The organism is Halomonas alkaliantarctica (genome assembly GCF_029854215.1).
Taxonomy (GTDB): domain Bacteria; phylum Pseudomonadota; class Gammaproteobacteria; order Pseudomonadales; family Halomonadaceae; genus Vreelandella; species Vreelandella alkaliantarctica_A.
In genome coordinates this window covers 3,272,253-3,287,152 of record NZ_CP122961.1, presented here as the reverse complement: position 1 = coordinate 3,287,152, position 14,900 = coordinate 3,272,253, and the positions used below count along the sequence as shown (strand labels likewise).

The 14,900-nt window shown below is 52.9% G+C and carries 15 protein-coding genes; 8 read left to right on the top strand and 7 right to left on the bottom strand.

Annotated features, from left to right (window positions below):
* Nucleotides 1-15: 15 nt before the first annotated feature.
* The gene (locus QEN58_RS15105) at nucleotides 16-3,018 is read left to right on the top strand and encodes an FAD-binding and (Fe-S)-binding domain-containing protein (protein ID WP_280104443.1); all 3,003 of its coding nucleotides are present in this window, start codon (nucleotides 16-18) and stop codon (nucleotides 3,016-3,018) included.
* A 27-nt stretch (nucleotides 3,019-3,045) separates the two neighbouring features.
* Entirely contained in the window at nucleotides 3,046-3,570 is a 525-nt protein-coding gene (locus QEN58_RS15100; RefSeq protein WP_280104442.1) for a gamma carbonic anhydrase family protein, read from the top strand.
* 96 nt (nucleotides 3,571-3,666) lie between these two features.
* Here the strand turns inward: QEN58_RS15100 and QEN58_RS15095 are convergent, their stop codons facing one another.
* On the bottom strand, nucleotides 3,667-5,358 hold the full coding sequence (locus tag QEN58_RS15095; RefSeq protein ID WP_280104441.1) for an L-lactate permease: 1,692 nt from the start codon (nucleotides 5,356-5,358) through the stop codon (nucleotides 3,667-3,669).
* A 370-nt stretch (nucleotides 5,359-5,728) separates the two neighbouring features.
* Here QEN58_RS15095 and QEN58_RS15090 point away from each other — a divergent pair, with 370 nt between their 5' ends.
* The 3 genes from QEN58_RS15090 (at nucleotide 5,729) to QEN58_RS15080 (ending at nucleotide 7,764) form a co-directional block, all read left to right on the top strand.
* Nucleotides 5,729-6,421: a glutathione S-transferase family protein gene (locus tag QEN58_RS15090; RefSeq protein WP_280104440.1), complete on the top strand. Its 693-nt coding sequence runs from the start codon at nucleotides 5,729-5,731 to the stop codon at nucleotides 6,419-6,421.
* Nucleotides 6,422-6,536: 115 nt separating this feature from the next.
* Nucleotides 6,537-7,226, top strand: a complete 690-nt coding sequence (locus QEN58_RS15085; protein ID WP_280104439.1) for a glutathione binding-like protein — start codon at nucleotides 6,537-6,539, stop codon at nucleotides 7,224-7,226.
* Between the two features lie 181 nt (nucleotides 7,227-7,407).
* Nucleotides 7,408-7,764 carry a phasin family protein gene (locus QEN58_RS15080; protein WP_280104438.1) on the top strand — a complete coding sequence of 119 codons (357 nt, stop codon included), beginning with the start codon at nucleotides 7,408-7,410 and terminating at the stop codon, nucleotides 7,762-7,764.
* A 92-nt stretch (nucleotides 7,765-7,856) separates the two neighbouring features.
* Here the strand turns inward: QEN58_RS15080 and uraD are convergent, their stop codons facing one another.
* Entirely contained in the window at nucleotides 7,857-8,396 is a 540-nt protein-coding gene (gene uraD / locus QEN58_RS15075) for a 2-oxo-4-hydroxy-4-carboxy-5-ureidoimidazoline decarboxylase (RefSeq protein WP_280104437.1), read from the bottom strand.
* Between the two features lie 143 nt (nucleotides 8,397-8,539).
* On the opposite strand from uraD, the gene uraH reads away from it, so the two are divergent.
* The 3 genes from uraH to QEN58_RS15060 are packed head-to-tail and all read left to right on the top strand — an operon-like array spanning nucleotide 8,540 to nucleotide 10,864.
* Nucleotides 8,540-8,893 carry a hydroxyisourate hydrolase gene (uraH, locus tag QEN58_RS15070; protein WP_280104436.1) on the top strand — a complete coding sequence of 118 codons (354 nt, stop codon included), beginning with the start codon at nucleotides 8,540-8,542 and terminating at the stop codon, nucleotides 8,891-8,893.
* A 15-nt stretch (nucleotides 8,894-8,908) separates the two neighbouring features.
* Entirely contained in the window at nucleotides 8,909-10,111 is a 1,203-nt protein-coding gene (locus QEN58_RS15065) for a urate hydroxylase PuuD (RefSeq protein ID WP_280104435.1), read from the top strand.
* A gap of 18 nt (nucleotides 10,112-10,129) precedes the next feature.
* The gene (locus tag QEN58_RS15060; RefSeq protein WP_280104434.1) at nucleotides 10,130-10,864 is read left to right on the top strand and encodes a GntR family transcriptional regulator; all 735 of its coding nucleotides are present in this window, start codon (nucleotides 10,130-10,132) and stop codon (nucleotides 10,862-10,864) included.
* A gap of 88 nt (nucleotides 10,865-10,952) precedes the next feature.
* Here QEN58_RS15060 and QEN58_RS15055 read toward each other — a convergent pair whose 3' ends face one another.
* From QEN58_RS15055 to QEN58_RS15035, 5 genes are all read right to left on the bottom strand, one after another.
* A complete protein-coding gene (locus QEN58_RS15055) occupies nucleotides 10,953-11,249 on the bottom strand; it encodes a type II toxin-antitoxin system RelE/ParE family toxin (RefSeq protein WP_280104433.1) in 297 nt (98 codons plus the stop codon).
* Complete coding sequence (locus QEN58_RS15050; RefSeq protein ID WP_280104432.1) at nucleotides 11,249-11,503, bottom strand: type II toxin-antitoxin system ParD family antitoxin; 255 nt, start codon at nucleotides 11,501-11,503, stop codon at nucleotides 11,249-11,251. The genes QEN58_RS15055 and QEN58_RS15050 overlap by 1 nt, the downstream gene beginning before the upstream one ends.
* A gap of 112 nt (nucleotides 11,504-11,615) precedes the next feature.
* Complete coding sequence (locus tag QEN58_RS15045; protein WP_280106949.1) at nucleotides 11,616-12,074, bottom strand: GIY-YIG nuclease family protein; 459 nt, start codon at nucleotides 12,072-12,074, stop codon at nucleotides 11,616-11,618.
* A 110-nt stretch (nucleotides 12,075-12,184) separates the two neighbouring features.
* Nucleotides 12,185-12,940, bottom strand: coding sequence for an abortive infection system antitoxin AbiGi family protein (locus QEN58_RS15040; protein WP_280104431.1), 756 nt, complete (start codon nucleotides 12,938-12,940; stop codon nucleotides 12,185-12,187).
* A 473-nt stretch (nucleotides 12,941-13,413) separates the two neighbouring features.
* Entirely contained in the window at nucleotides 13,414-14,883 is a 1,470-nt protein-coding gene (locus QEN58_RS15035; protein WP_280104430.1) for an NCS1 family nucleobase:cation symporter-1, read from the bottom strand.
* Nucleotides 14,884-14,900 lie beyond the last annotated feature (17 nt).

Below are 14,900 nucleotides of genomic sequence, written 5' to 3'. Positions count from 1 at the left end.
ACGGGGGAGAGCCACATGACGTCTCTGACAAACCAACAGCCGTCCCGCGATGCCAAGATTAAACCGCTCGGCGAACTAGCCGGGCGTTTATCCCGAGAGATGGCCGGGGAGGTGCTGTTTGACCGGGCCACTCGGGGGCGTTATTCAACCGACGCTTCTATTTATCAGGTGACGCCAGTAGGCGTGGTTATCCCACGCCATCAGGAAGACCTGAAAATTGCCCTGGATATTGCCCGTGATGCCAAGGTGCCGATTTTGGCCCGGGGCGCGGGCACCAGCCAGTGTGGGCAAACCGTCGGCGAAGCGCTGGTCATCGACACTACCCGTTGGCTCAATCAGGTGATTGAGTTTGACGCCGAGGCGCGCACCGTAGTCGTCGAGCCAGGCATTGTGCTGGATCACCTCAACGCTTGGCTCAAACCCCATGGGCTCTGGTATCCGGTGGATGTTTCCACCAGCGCCCAGTGCACCATTGGTGGTATGGCGGGCAATAACTCCTGCGGGTCGCGGTCGATCTACTACGGCAATATGGTGCACAACGTGCTGGGTGTGGACGCGCTATTGGCTGACGGCAGCGCGGCGAGTTTTGGTTTCGTCGACCGCTTCGCGGAAGGCTCGCGGGAGCAGCGTCTTGCCCAGCAGGTGAGGGCAATTGCAGAACGTGTGGGCCCGGAAATTCGCGATCACTTCCCCAAGGTGCTGCGTCGGGTGGGTGGTTACAATCTTGATCTGTTCGATTGCCAGAACCCGATGCCCTACGACCCGGATGGGCGCGACAACCTGGCCCACTTGCTGGTGGGCTCGGAAGGCACGCTCGGGGTCAGCCAGCGTATTAAGCTCAGGCTTTCACCGCTGCCCGAGCAGAAGGTGCTGGGCGTAGTGAATTTCCCGACCTTTTATCAGGCGATGGATTTCACCCAGCATATCGTCAAGCTTGGCCCCACGGCGGTGGAGCTGGTGGACCGCACCATGATTGAGCTGTCGCTGGAGAACCCAGCGTTCCGTCCGGTCATTGAGAAGGCGCTGATTGGCAAGCCGGAAGCCATTTTGCTGGTGGAGTTTGCCGGTCAGGACCACGCCGCACAGCTTGATGCGCTGCGTGGGCTTAATGAATTGATGGGCGATTTAGGTTTGCCGGGCAGCGTGGTAGATATGCCCGAGGCTGCCGAGCAGAAAGCGCTTTGGAACGTGCGTAAAGCTGGGCTCAACATCATGATGAGCATGAAGGGCGACGGTAAGCCGGTCTCTTTTATTGAAGATTGCGCGGTGCCGCTCGAACATCTGGCCGAGTACACCGAAAAACTCACCGAAGTATTTAACCGTTACGGCACCGAGGGTACTTGGTACGCCCACGCCGGTGTCGGCACGTTACACGTAAGGCCGATTCTCGATATGCGCCGGGACGGCGCAGAGAAAATGCGTGAAATTGCCGAGCTGGCCTCCGCGTTGGTGCGCGAATACAAAGGTGCTTACTCCGGTGAACATGGCGACGGTATTTGCCGTGGTGAGTGGGTGGCGTGGCAGTTTGGCGAAACGGTCAACAATGCCTTCCGCGACATTAAGCAGCTGTTTGACCCTGACAACCTGTTCAACCCCGGCAAAATCGTCGATACCCCCAAAATGGACGACGAGCGCTATTTTCGTTTTCCCAAGTCTTACACCACGATCCCGCTTACCCCGGTATTCGATTGGTCCGCCTGGAATGTGAAGCGCGACCCGCTCACCGGCGAGCAAACAGCACCGGGTACCGGCGGCGATGCGACCCATGGCTTGGCCATGGCGGTGGAGATGTGCAACAACAACGGCCACTGCCGCAAGTTTGACGCAGGCACCATGTGTCCGAGTTTCCGGGTCACTAAAGATGAGCAGCACCTGACCCGCGGCCGCGCCAACACGCTGCGCTTGGTGCTCTCCGGGCAGTTGGGCGATGAAGGGCTTGCCAGCGACGACGTAAAAGAAGCGCTGGATCTCTGTGTGTCGTGTAAGGGATGCAAGCGGGATTGCCCGACCGGCGTCGATATGGCGAAGTTCAAGATAGAAGCCCGTACTGCTCGTGCCCGCGTTAATGGCCTCTCGTTACGTGACCGCATGGTGGGTGAGATGCCGCGCTATGCGCCCTGGGCCAGTAAGTTTTCTGCCCTGGTGAATGGCGTCGAACGGGTGCCGTTTCTGGCTAAACAGATCAAGCAGGCGTTAAAGCTGGCGCCCCAGCGCTCGCTGCCGGTGTTTAACGGTAACTTCCTCGCCAGTCCCGAAGCGTCTCGGCAGCCTGTCTCCTCGGAGCGGGAAGTGCTGCTGTTTGTGGATACCTTCAATAACTATATGGAAGGCGATAACGCCAAAGCCGCCAAGCGGGTGCTGGAAGCAGCGGGCTACCGTGTACACCTCAATGTGACCAAAGGACAGAGGCCGCTTTGCTGCGGGCGTACTTACCTCTCTTCCGGTCAGTTTGATAAAGCCAAGGCGGAGGCCAAGCGTACGCTTGAACACTTGATGCCGTTTGTAGAGCGCGGGGTGGCGGTTGTGGGTCTCGAGCCCTCTTGTTTGCTTAGCATGCGCGATGAATTCCTACAGTACGGCTTTGGCGAAGAGGCGAAAGCGTTGTCGGCATCGGCCTATCTGTTTGAGGAGTTTCTGGTCAAGGCGCGTGCCGAGAATCAGCTCCCGCTCGAGCTTAAGCCGCTAAGCTACGAGCGGGCGATGCTGCACGGCCACTGCCATCAAAAAGCTTTCGATGCGCTGCGCCCCGTTGAGCAGGTGCTGGGCTGGATTCCGAACCTCACCATCGAGACTATCGAATCCTCCTGTTGCGGCATGGCGGGTAGCTTTGGCTACGAAGCGGAGCACTACGACGCCTCGCTAAAAATGGCAGAACTCTCGCTTTTACCGGCGATTCGAAAAGCAGATAGCAACGCCGTGTTGATTGCCGATGGCACCAGCTGCCGCCACCAGATTCACGATGGCAGCGGGCGCCAAGCGATTCACGTTGCTCGATTACTGGAACAAGCGCTAGCCTGAATACTCATAACAAATCAGGAGATTAACGTGGCACTTTATCAATACGGCGAGCATCGCCCCAAGGTTGATGACGATGTTTACATTGCGCAAACGGCGGATGTTATCGGCCAGGTTACGTTAAAGGCGCGCTCAAGCGTTTGGTATCAAGCCGTGTTGCGCGGTGATACCGACCATCTTGAAGTAGGCGAAGAGAGCAATATCCAGGATGGCGCCGTACTGCACGCTGACCCAGGCTTTCCGCTCAAGGTAGGTAACGGCGTAACGGTGGGGCACCAAGCGATGCTACATGGCTGCACGATCGGTGACGGCTGCTTAATCGGCATTCAAGCCGTGGTGTTAAATGGCGCGGTGATTGGCGAGAACAGCCTGGTAGGTGCCGGAGCCTTTATTAAGGAGGGCGCGGTGTTTCCGGCTAACTCGTTAATCGTTGGCTCGCCTGCCAAGGTCGTGCGCGAGCTTACCGCAGAAGTCGTGGCGGGGCTCAAGAAGAACGCTCAAAGCTATGTTGAACGCGGCAAACTCCATAGTCAGCAGCTAAAGCGTATCGATTAACGCGTAGAACCTGCTGTGCTAAATAGCAAGCCCCCAGGTCAAGGCCTGGGGGCTTGCGTTTCTAGCGTCGTTATTACAGCAACTGTTACTTCATGGTCACATTAACGGATCCGTCACGCCAATCACGTAGAACGCAATCAACGCGATGGTACCGGCAAAGATGAGGTAGTACAGCGTAGGGAGAATCGTCTTACGCAGCGTGGCGCCTTCACGGCCTAACAGACCGACCGTTGCTGACGCCGCGACCACGTTGTGAATCGCGATCATGTTGCCCGCCGCCGCACCGACTGCCTGCAGCGCTACCATCATGGCCGTAGAGAGGCCCAGGGTTTCAGCAACACTAAACTGGAATTCCGCCAGCATTAGATTAGATACCGTATTGGAACCTGCAATAAAGGCGCCCAGCGCCCCTACCGCTGGGGCAAAGAAGGGGTAAATGCCGCCTACGCTACTGGCTACCGCCTGGGCCATCATCACCGGCATCGAGACAAGATCTGCGCCGTTAACGCCCGAGTTGATCAAGATACGCACCATCGGCACGGTAAAGATCAACACGAAGCCGGCACCAAATATTGTTTTGGTTGATTCAGACACCGCTGCGCTGATCTTTTGCGGGTTCATACGGTGAAGGAAGTAGGTAATGATGACCACGGCAACAATGATCCCACCCGGTAAGTAGAGCGGCTGAACGCCACCGCTTACGCCCGCTTCGCCAAGGATATTGCTCCAGCTGAGGTTGATCGAAGTTAGTGCGTTGCGCAGTGGGTCGATGGTGCGTGAGGCCACCAAAAACAGTGCCAGCAGCACGTAGGGAACCCAGCCTTTGAAGGTGGACATCGGCGCTTTGCCTATAACGTCATCCAGCTTGATCTGTAGGTTACCGATCCACTCGTCAGGCCAAGAAGAGGACTCGGGGAAGTCCCAGGTATCTTTTGGCAACAGGAAGCCACGTTTGGCTGCAGGTACTACAATTGCCAAGCCCACCATGGCACCGATCATTGAAGGGAATTCAGGACCCAGCAGCACGCCTACCAGCATGTAAGGCACTACGAAGCAGATACCGGTAAAGATGGCGAAGGGGGTAATCGACAGCCCCTCTTTCCAGGAGCGGTTGGCACCGAAGAAGCGCACCATCACAGTGACCAGAATCAGCGGCATTAAAATGCCCACGATACCGTGAGTAATCGCCACTTCGCTGGTAATTAGCTGGAAGAAGACGTCCCAGCTAGAGCCTACTGAGTCGAGTTCGGCGCTAATACCTATACGATCCAAGCCGCTACCGACCCCGACCACAATGGGCGTACCCACTGCACCAAACGAGACCGGTGTTGATTGAATCATCATACCCACGACCACCGCCGCAAGCGCCGGGAAGCCGAGAGCAACCATCAGTGGTGCAGCTACCGCGGCGGGCGTACCGAAGCCTGAGGCCCCTTCGATAAAACAGCCGAACAGCCAGGCAACAATCAACGCCTGTACACGGCGGTCAGGGCTAATGCCTGAAAAACCATTACGGATAGCAGTAATACCGCCGGAGTGCTTAAGCGTATTAAGCAGCAGTATGGCGCCAAAGATGATCCATAGGAGACCCGCTGTTTGAATCAGGCCTTGAATAGTCGATGCCGCTACGCGGCTAAAGGACATATCCCAAGCGGTTAAGCCAATAATGGCAGCGGTCAGGAAAACAATAGGCATCGCTATCTTGGCTGGTATTTTAAACCCTATGAGCAAAATACCGGCCAGCAACAGCGGCAGAAAGGCCAGAAGTGCAAGAATCGTTTCGTTCATGGAAGGAACTGCCCCTTGTTATTGATTTGGTATGCTCCGCAATAACCGTCTGGCTGTTGTGGTGCCAGTCGGGTGTAGGTGAAAGATACGTTTAGGCTAACAGTATGACTACATTGGAAAATTGGTCTTACCACTTAAAAGCTTGTTTGATAGTTGTTTTTATATAGCTTTTATTTCCTTATGTTGATGTTTTTAAAGGATTTTTATGTTCATCAGGGCAGACCTGAAAGCGCTGGGTTATTAGACTAATAGACAGTACAGTTGCCAGCAAAAGGATCAGCACAGAACTGGCTAGTTGCGTCGTCGCTGACTAACGCTCATTGTTATCAGCTGAAGGCTTACTACGATCAACCACACGGAGGTTATGGCAGTGGCAATGACTCTTTACGATCTTTGCGGCCGTGACGAACGGCTACGCTTTTCACCTTACTGCTGGCGCGTGCGGATGGCGCTTGCCCATAAAGGGCTGGAATTCACCACCGTGGCATGGCGGTTCCTCGATAAGGAGGCGCTGGCGTTTGCCGACTACGACAAAGTGCCAGTGCTGTGCGACGGCGACCAGGTCGTTACCGACAGTTTCGAGATCATGCGCTACCTGGATAAGGCGTATCCCGAGGCACCCGTGTTGGGCGAGGGTGTAAGCTATCAGCGGGTATTACTGTTCAAATACTTCGTTGAGCGCAGCGTCAATCCGGCGTTGTTCCGCATTATTGCCATGGATTTATTCGCGGCAGTACACCCAGACGACCAAGGCTATTTCCGTGAAACCCGTGAGGCGCGGTTTGGCTGCACGCTGGAAGAGTTCCACCAGCCTGAGCAGGGTAAGCAGCAGCTTAAACAGGTGCTGGCACCGGTGCGTGATTTGCTGCGAGACAGCCGCTTTTTAGACGGCGATTCCCCCAGCGGGTCAGATTACCTGCTGTTTGGCAGTATGATGTGGGCTCACGTCGTATCGACCCAGGCAGTAGTAGAGCCTGGCGACCCAGTGGATGAGTGGTTTAAACGCATGCTCAGCGTACACGACGGGGCTGCCAGCAATGCCCTGACCGTACGCGATATATAACGCCCGCTGCGCGATAGATCTAACTATGGCGGTACACTGATGTACCGCCTGATGCATTTTGGAAGCTTGATAGGCTCATCGCGAGTGAATCAATGTTTTCATCAAGGAGATGGCAATGATTGACCTGTATTACTGGACAACCCCTAACGGCCATAAAATCTCCATTATGCTTGAAGAAGCCAATCTGGCGTACCGGGTGAAGCCGGTTAACATTGGCCTGGGCGAGCAGTTTGATCCTGAATTTCTCTCTATTGCCCCCAATAACCGTATCCCGGCCATTGTCGATCACTCCCCGCAGGATGGCGGTCAGCCGCTGTCAATGTTCGAGTCGGGCGCGATTCTGGAGTACTTGGCCGATAAGAGTGGCCTCTTCCTGCCTTCCGCAGGCCGCGAACGCTATATCGTGTTGCAGTGGCTGCATTGGCAAATGGGTGGTTTAGGCCCAATGGCAGGCCAAAACCACCACTTCTGCCACTATGCGCCGCAAAAGATGGAGTACGCCATTGAGCGCTACGTGCGTGAAACAAATCGGCTTTACAGCGTGTTAGACCAGCGTCTGGCGCACCACACTTATGTCGGTGGCGACGACTATTCGATTGCCGATATGGCGATCTATCCCTGGATAGTTCCCTGGGAAAAGCAACGTCAAACGTTAGAAGAATTTCCTGATCTAGAGCGCTGGTTTGAGATGATCAAAGCCCGTCCAGCCGTACGAAGAGCTTATGCATTGGTCGAAGATGTTAATCCTCAGGCGGGTGTAGAAATGGACGAACAGGCACGTAAGCATTTGTTCGGTAACCGCTAGTAGCAGGCTACTGTCAGCCTTTCTAGCTACCTGTGAGTGAGCATGTGCAGCATGAGGAAAAATCATATTGCGCTGCACAAAAAGCACTGCTAGCTTTAGTAATAGCAGAGGCAAACAGCCTGGCTTAGAACCGCCTAATCAAGGCGCGTTTATGTGCTAGCTCACTCTTGGAGGTACTAAGATGAATAAAACTACCGATAAAAAAACGCAACAGTTTGAGTCCGTTTTCATTTCACCGATGCGTTTCTACACGCTGACAGCGCTTGATTATTATGATCAGCTAGTTAGTGCTCAGTTGGATGCCGCCCGTGCCTACTCGGATATGGCGATTTCGCAAGCGCGCACCTGGCTTGATGTAAAAGACTCAGAAAGCTTCAAAAAGGCCATGGAGAGCCAGCAGAAAACGGCTGGCGAATTTATGGAGAGAGTGAAGGGCGACACTGAAAAAGTGTCTTCCATCGGCCAAAGCTTTGCTCAAGACAGCCAAAAAATGGCAGAAGAAACGTCTAAGAAAGCGGTAGAGACTGCCAAGCAGTGATCTAACCCGAACCACCGCTTTAAGATGCCGTGCCCAAAGGGTTCGGCATTTTTGTATACAAAAGGTAACTTTTAGGACTGCGCTTTTTAAAGCTAGGATTTGGTCGCCCGGTCAATTAAGCGAATGTGTGCAATACGAATAATCTGCTCAATGGCCGTTTGCCGTTCAGTGGCCGCATCGTTGTTCAGGCGCTCCTCAAAGGCGGCTAATATGGCATGCCGATCCAGCCCTTTAACGGCAATGACAAACGGAAAACCAAACTTCTCCTTATACGCCGCGTTAAGCGTCTCAAAGCGCGCAAATTCCTCAGGGCTGCACTGATCTAGCCCGGCGCCTGCTTGTTCGCTAGTTGAATCTTGGGTTAATTCACCTGCCATAGCGGCTTTGCCTGCCAGGTCAGGGTGCGCCTGAATCACCTTAATTTGCTGGTCGCTACTTGCCTGCTGCAACATAAGCCCCATAAGCTCGGCTAGCGCGTCGGGATTATCATGGGCTTCAGTAAGGCCTTGCTGCCAAGCGGCTTCGGCCACCCAGGGCGAATGTTCATAAACATCGCCATAGTGATGGATAAGCATTTCAAGGCTGCACTTGCTAGGTGCGGGGGAAAGCAGTAACGGGTGAGCTGTAGGCATTGGCACTCTCCTAAACGGATAATAGTAAAGCGACTATTGCTCAAATGTGCTGGAATGGAATTACTGTATACAATAAATAGCAGTAACGGTACTCTTTGACCAATAGGTCAAGCAACGTTATCAATAATCAACAAGGAGTGGCTATGGGGCGTTTAACCACCCATGTACTGGATACCGCCAAAGGCCAGCCCGGTAAGGGAATTAGCATTGAAGTGTTTCGCCTTGCAGGCAGTGAGCGCCAGCATTTAAGTACTGTGGTAACCAATAATGATGGACGCTGCGATGCGCCTATTTTAGAAGGTGATGCACTCACGCCAGGCGAGTACGAACTGGTGTTCCATGCTGGTGACTACCTGCGTGCCCAAGGCGTTGAAGCTGCAGAGCCACGCTTTTTAGACGTTATTCCGCTGCGCTTTGGCGTCGCCGATGCCAGCCAGCACTACCATGTGCCACTACTCCTCTCGCCCTATGGCTACTCAACTTACCGCGGTAGCTGATAGGGGACTTCCGTTATGCAGGCGTACCTAATCGATTTTGTTAATTTGCTGCTGCGCTGGCTGCATGTGATTGCGGCTATCGCCTGGATCGGTGAGTCGATCTATTTTGTAATGCTGGATAACAGCCTGCGCGCTCCGAAGGCTTCAGAGGATCGCGAGAAGGGCGTGTTTGGTGAAATGTGGTCGGTGCATGGCGGAGGTTTTTACCACAACCAGAAGTACGCCACGGCACCTGCCAAATTACCCAACGATCTGCACTGGTCATTCTGGAAAGCCTATACCACCTGGCTTTCTGGCTTTGCGCTGTTTGTGATTCTCTACATGGTCAATCCGGGTTTCTACTTGGTAAATCCCAATAGTCCCTGGGAGTGGGCCGCCAACATGACCGGCTGGCAGGCCAACGTGCTGGCACTGGCATTCCTGCTCGGTGGTTGGGTGGTTTATAACGAGCTGTGTAAGCGCATTAGCCCCAATATGGATCGTGATGGCCTTCTCAGCGTCGCGGTTGCCGTGATGATGGTGGTCGTTGCCTACCTGAGCACGCAAATGTTTACCGGCCGTGCCGCCTTCCTGCTCACGGGCGCCGTCATGGCGACGGCGATGTCAGCCAACGTCTTCTTCTGGATTATCCCCGGCCAGCGCCGAATGGTAAAAGCCATGAAAGCAGGCGATGCGCCCAATCCGCTGGATGGCAAACGCGGCAAGCAGCGCTCGGTACATAACACCTACTTCACGCTACCTGTCGTGTTGTTGATGGTGAGTAATCACTACTCATTTATTTACTCCCACGAGCTTGCCTGGGTGGTGATGGTGCTGTTTATCTTTGCCGGTGCTTTAATCCGTCAATTCTTTGTGTTGATGCATGCAGGCAAAACCCAGCCCGCCTATCCCGCCTTTGGGGTAGGGCTTATTCTGCTAGCGTTTTGGGTGGCCGCACCGAGTGCTTCGTCGCCGGGTAGTAATGAAGGCGCGGAAGGGCCACCAGACCAGGCGCAAATCACCGGATTAATTGAGCAGCACTGTGTTCAGTGCCACGCTCGCAACCCAGAGCATGCCGGTTTTTCAGCACCGCCCGCCGGGATTGGTTTCAATAGCTGGGATGAAATTCTAGGCCAGAAAACACAGATTCAGCAGGTCGTGGCCAGCCGCTACATGCCGTTAGGCAATATGACCAACATGAGCGATGAAGAGCGCGATATCATTGCCGCTTGGGAGTAATCATCAGAGAGGCTAGCTATGAGTGATGCGCAGGCGCCGGAAAAGCGGCGCGCTCCTGCTAAAGAAGCTAAAAATAGCAAAGAGGGCGATGAGCGCCACGAGGCCATCTATCGCTCCGTAAGCGATGCCATTGTCGAGCAGCGCTTAAAGCCCGGCGCACGGCTGCGCGAAGATGCGCTAGCGGACGTATTCGGCATTAGCCGCACCGGTATTCGGAAAATCCTCCAGCGCTTGGCCCTGGAGCAGTTAGTCACGCTAACACCACGCCGTGGCGCCAGCGTCACCCGGCCCACCGCCGATGAAGCCAAAGACGTCTTCGATGCCCGCCAGTTAATCGAGTGCGGACTGATGCCCGATGTGGCGCGGCGCATGGGCGAAAAAGAAGCGGCAGAACTGCGTGAAATGGCCCGCCAGGAGCGCCAAGCCCTGCGAAGTGGCCAGCAGAGCGTGGCTATTCGGCTATCGGCAGACTTCCATGTGCGCTTAGCGCAACTATCAGGCAACGCCACCCTGGCCGAGTTTGTCGAGCGGCTCTGCTCGCGCTCATCGCTGATACTCGCCGTCTATGGCCATCGCGGCCACTTAGGCTGTGAATCCCACGACCACGACGACCTGATCGGTTACCTGGAAACAGGCAACGGCGATCGCGCCAAAGCGTTTATGAGCCGCCACCTAAAAGCCATCGAAGCGTCGCTATCGATGGTTGAAGAGGAAGAGAATGTTCCGGATTTGCAGCAGATATTTGGGGGGTGAGGTTGATGGCTCAAGCTGCAGCTTGTTGGGCGGCAACGGCACGGGGCTTGATGGAGACCTTGAAGCCGCGCCGAAAATATAGCTCCCCCTACTCCAGAAGCCTTTCCGGTGCATCCATATCCTCGTGAAGCACACGAACAACGAGCACTTTCGAGTCATGCAGTTGATAAAAAACAGCGTGTTGCTCGACCTGTAATCTGCGATAACCAGAAAAAACATGGTCGTAGTTCGCGCCAAGTGATGGATGATCAATCAGCCGTTTCGTGCCGGTCTCAAGGCGATCCAGGTAATTATCCGCCTGATCAACGCCCCATTCCTCACAGGTATATACCCAAATTCCGATGAGATCTGATTCCGCCTTTGGCGTGACATTCAATTCAAGCACTAATCAACCGCCTTGATCCGCTTACGGCCAGCCGCCTTGATAGCCGATATATCCAGGGGGTTCGGGTTCCCGCTTGACTCACCCTCAACGAGGGCTTCCCTCAGTATGGCAAGACGTTGTTTGGCCTGCTGATCCCTTCGGATGAGATCGCGGATGTATTCACTATCGTTGCCAAAGTGGCCGCTTTCAATCTGGGCTTTCACCCAGCCGTTTTGCTGTTCAGTCAGCGTGATGGTTTTCCGGTGCATGCTCATGGCTGATACTCTTAACATGAGAGAGGTGTGACATTATCATACTCCTTCCGCCACTGAATCAATGATGCTCTTACGTTTGAGGTAAATTGCGCCGTTTTTGGCGTCAATTTTGCTACTCATAGTTTGACTCAATGATTCCGCACTTTAAGCAGCATTCAACGCCATAATTTTCATTGTACTGCAGCCCACAAGCACAGCCGCATTGTGGACAGAATTCCGAGGCATCAGCATCACCCCATTCCCAAGGCGGAACAAATTCTGGGATACCGTCACGATCACGGCCTAAGAATTCGCCGATATTTTTTTGAAGGGCTATATAGCCACTTGGGCCAGCATTTTTCAGCTCTTCAAGAACAACCTCATCATTGATTTCGAACCATTCATTCAGAGCACGTGCACCGGCGTACTTCTGATGGAGCATTTCTTCATATACTTTATCATCACTTACCTCGATCCAGCCCATCAAAGCAAGCCTTCTGGAATTACCGGTTTGTAGGGCTCGAATACGCTCCCCGGGCGTTTTACTGAAACCGATCTTGATCCTTTGGTTAAGAAAATCTTCGTTTTCAATGATGAAGTAGACGGCTATAGAATCACCTATTTGGCTCTAACGCCTCAATAACTGGCCAGCTTTGCTGCGTCCGGCGCTGAAAGCGCGAAGTTAATTGACTTGTTAGCACTTTATAAATCCCGACTAATAGTTTCTAAAGAAGTTATTCTAGATAATAGGATTTTGATATCCTTGCTGGGATACTTATCCATCTCATTTTGAATAAAGTTAACTAACAAAGGAATGTCTGAGTCTGTATTGACGAACAAATACTTAATATCAGAAGGCAATATTTTTAGGCTGGCCTGTTCTTTTGTTCTAGCGTTTTCAGCATTCAAACTGCTTTCATCCACAAATTCTGTTTCGGAAATCCATGGCCTGATATTCGAAGCCGAGTGGTTACCAGTTACAGAATACCGCCACTCATTTTCCTGATAGAATTCTTTATTAACCAATTCCGAGCCAATTCTCATTACTCCTTCAGTAGGCTTAATATTTGCCAGAAGTGTATTTATATCCGTATTGGAGTTGTTATAAAACGCTATCTCGTTGTTTTTGCTAAATAATTTCTTCAAGGCCTGATGCGGAGAACTGTTTTCTCTAAGATAGATAACAGGCGACAAACCATTTATTTGAGCCCACTCCTTTGTTACACCAATACCGTAGTTACCATAGAATGACACATGCTCATCAACCCTAGATAGCGGAATATCACAAAAGCAAACCATTGGGTAAGCTATGTAATAATTCATTCCAGAATTCGCGTACCATTTAGAGTCCTCAAGGCAGTACCTAGGCCAAAATCCTTCTACTAGGATATCTTTCAAAAAATCCAAGTTTTTTGTGAAATGGAAGAGCGTGTGCGATTTTGGTTGCAAATTATTCACCGTAACTAATTGAGTGCTAACAATTTATTAATACGCATGAGCGTTTTCTTGGAAACCAAAAATGCACCATAAATTCTCAAGTGTCTAATATGAAATAAAAAAATCACTCTATCTCACTAAGGGCCGCCAGAAAATTGCGCATGCGTATAAACATTCCAGGTCACTTTTTTAACTTGCGCATAAACACATATAACCTTTATATAACCATGTTGTTTTTGAATGTTCTAATCAAATGCCTTTCAGAAAAAATAAGCACACGATCTCTTGAGCCTACCAGAAAAACGCGCACTACAGATCGAAAATATCTCATTTCGCTGAGTTTTGATTCCGAAAAATATGCTGCTTGGTAGGGCTATGGGAGCATGCAGGCAGTTTCTAACTGGCCACGCCAGCCCGCGACCTAAAAAAAGCGCCATCGGTAAAACCGATGGCGCTTGTATGAGTTTCTAATCAGCTAGTTACGACCTGCTTGTTTACTGCTCAGCATACACAGGCGCAGCCTTAAACTGCCGCATCAAACCGTAGTAGAACAGCCCACCCAAGCCTGCACCGATCAACCAGCCGTAGCCGCCAAGGGCTGAAAGTGCGGGTACTAATACGGTAGAGAGCGAGAACATCGCCGCCACACCAAAGGCGATAAGAGCGCGAGTGTTCCAACCGTTGACGTAGTAGTAGGCGCTGCCGGGTGCTGATGAGAATAGCTCCTGCATGTTCAGGTGCTGGCGCTTAATCAGGTAGTAGTCGACCACGATAATGCCGTAGAAGGGCGCGACCACGGCGCCTAGCGCATTCACAAAGCCGGGAACGCCAATCTGGCTGATGACCGAAAGCCATAGCGCGCCGACAAAGAACGCGATGACCGCGGTAATTAGACCGCCCATCTTAAAGCTGATTTTGCTGGGAAACAGGTTGGCCAGGTCATAGGCGGGGGGAATGAAGTTGGCGACTAGGTTGATGCCCACCGTGGCGGCAAAGAAGGTCAGTGCGGCGATAATCGTCAGGGGCAGTGAATCCACACGCTCAACGATATCGGCGGGATTGGTCAGTGCCTCGCCAAACAGCACCAGCGTACCGGCAGTAATAATCAGCGCGATAAACGAGAAGAACGCCACGTTGAGTGGCAAGCCCAGCAGGTTGCCTAGCTTCATCTGGCGCTCGGTTTTTACAAAACGGGAGAAATCGCCGAAGTTGATCACCACCGCCGCGAAGTACGCCACCATGGTGCCCACAATCGCCATAAAGGCCGCGATAGAACTACCGCTGGTGTCAGTGCCACCGCTGAAGATGGTGCCAATGGCGGGGATTAGCTCACTGCCCGCCTGATACCAAACAATAACCATCAGCACCAACATCACCACGTAGACCAGCGGGCCCGCCCAGTTAAGGAAGTGCTTAATACGCTCAATGCCTTGCCAGAAGATCGCGATCTGAAACAGCCACACAATCACAAATGACACCCACGCCACGCCGGAGAGTCCCAGGAAGGTGCTGCCATTGCCTGCGCCAAAAAAGGCCGTAATCAGCAGGGTGACGGCGGTGGAGGCGAAATAGGTCTGCACGCCGTACCAGAAAATCCCCACGATGGCGCGCAGCATCGCGGGTAGGTTCGCGCCGCGTACGCCCATGCTGGCGCGTACCATGACGGGAAAAGGAATGCCGTATTTAACGCTGGGCTTACCGGTGAGGTTGACCAGGAACATCACGATCACACCGGCCAGAATAATCGCCGCCATCACCGCCCAGCCGTTCAGGCCGTAGGTTAAAAACAGTGAAGCCGCCAGGGTGTAACCAAACAGGCTCTGGATATCGTTAGACCAAACGTTAAATATTTCAAACGCGCCCCAGTTACGATCCTGGGGTTTAAGCGGCGCGAGATCCTCGTTATACAGCGTGGGATCAATGTGCTTAATATCCAGGTCACTCATGTCTTTGCTCTCTTTCATCTTATTCGCTCTTCGGT

Bases quoted from the DNA above. Each gene is read 5' to 3' on its own strand.
- QEN58_RS15035 (WP_280104430.1), bottom strand. From the start codon at position 14,883: ATGAAAGAGAGCAAAGACATGAGTGACCTGGATATTAAGCACATTGAT.
- QEN58_RS15065 (WP_280104435.1), top strand. From the start codon at position 8,909: ATGCAGGCGTACCTAATCGATTTTGTTAATTTGCTGCTGCGCTGGCTG.
- QEN58_RS15050 (WP_280104432.1), bottom strand. From the start codon at position 11,503: ATGAGCATGCACCGGAAAACCATCACGCTGACTGAACAGCAAAACGGC.
- QEN58_RS15085 (WP_280104439.1), top strand. From the start codon at position 6,537: ATGATTGACCTGTATTACTGGACAACCCCTAACGGCCATAAAATCTCC.
- QEN58_RS15095 (WP_280104441.1), bottom strand. From the start codon at position 5,358: ATGAACGAAACGATTCTTGCACTTCTGGCCTTTCTGCCGCTGTTGCTG.
- QEN58_RS15105 (WP_280104443.1), top strand. From the start codon at position 16: ATGACGTCTCTGACAAACCAACAGCCGTCCCGCGATGCCAAGATTAAA.
- uraH (WP_280104436.1), top strand. From the start codon at position 8,540: ATGGGGCGTTTAACCACCCATGTACTGGATACCGCCAAAGGCCAGCCC.
- QEN58_RS15060 (WP_280104434.1), top strand. From the start codon at position 10,130: ATGAGTGATGCGCAGGCGCCGGAAAAGCGGCGCGCTCCTGCTAAAGAA.
- uraD (WP_280104437.1), bottom strand. From the start codon at position 8,396: ATGCCTACAGCTCACCCGTTACTGCTTTCCCCCGCACCTAGCAAGTGC.
- QEN58_RS15080 (WP_280104438.1), top strand. From the start codon at position 7,408: ATGAATAAAACTACCGATAAAAAAACGCAACAGTTTGAGTCCGTTTTC.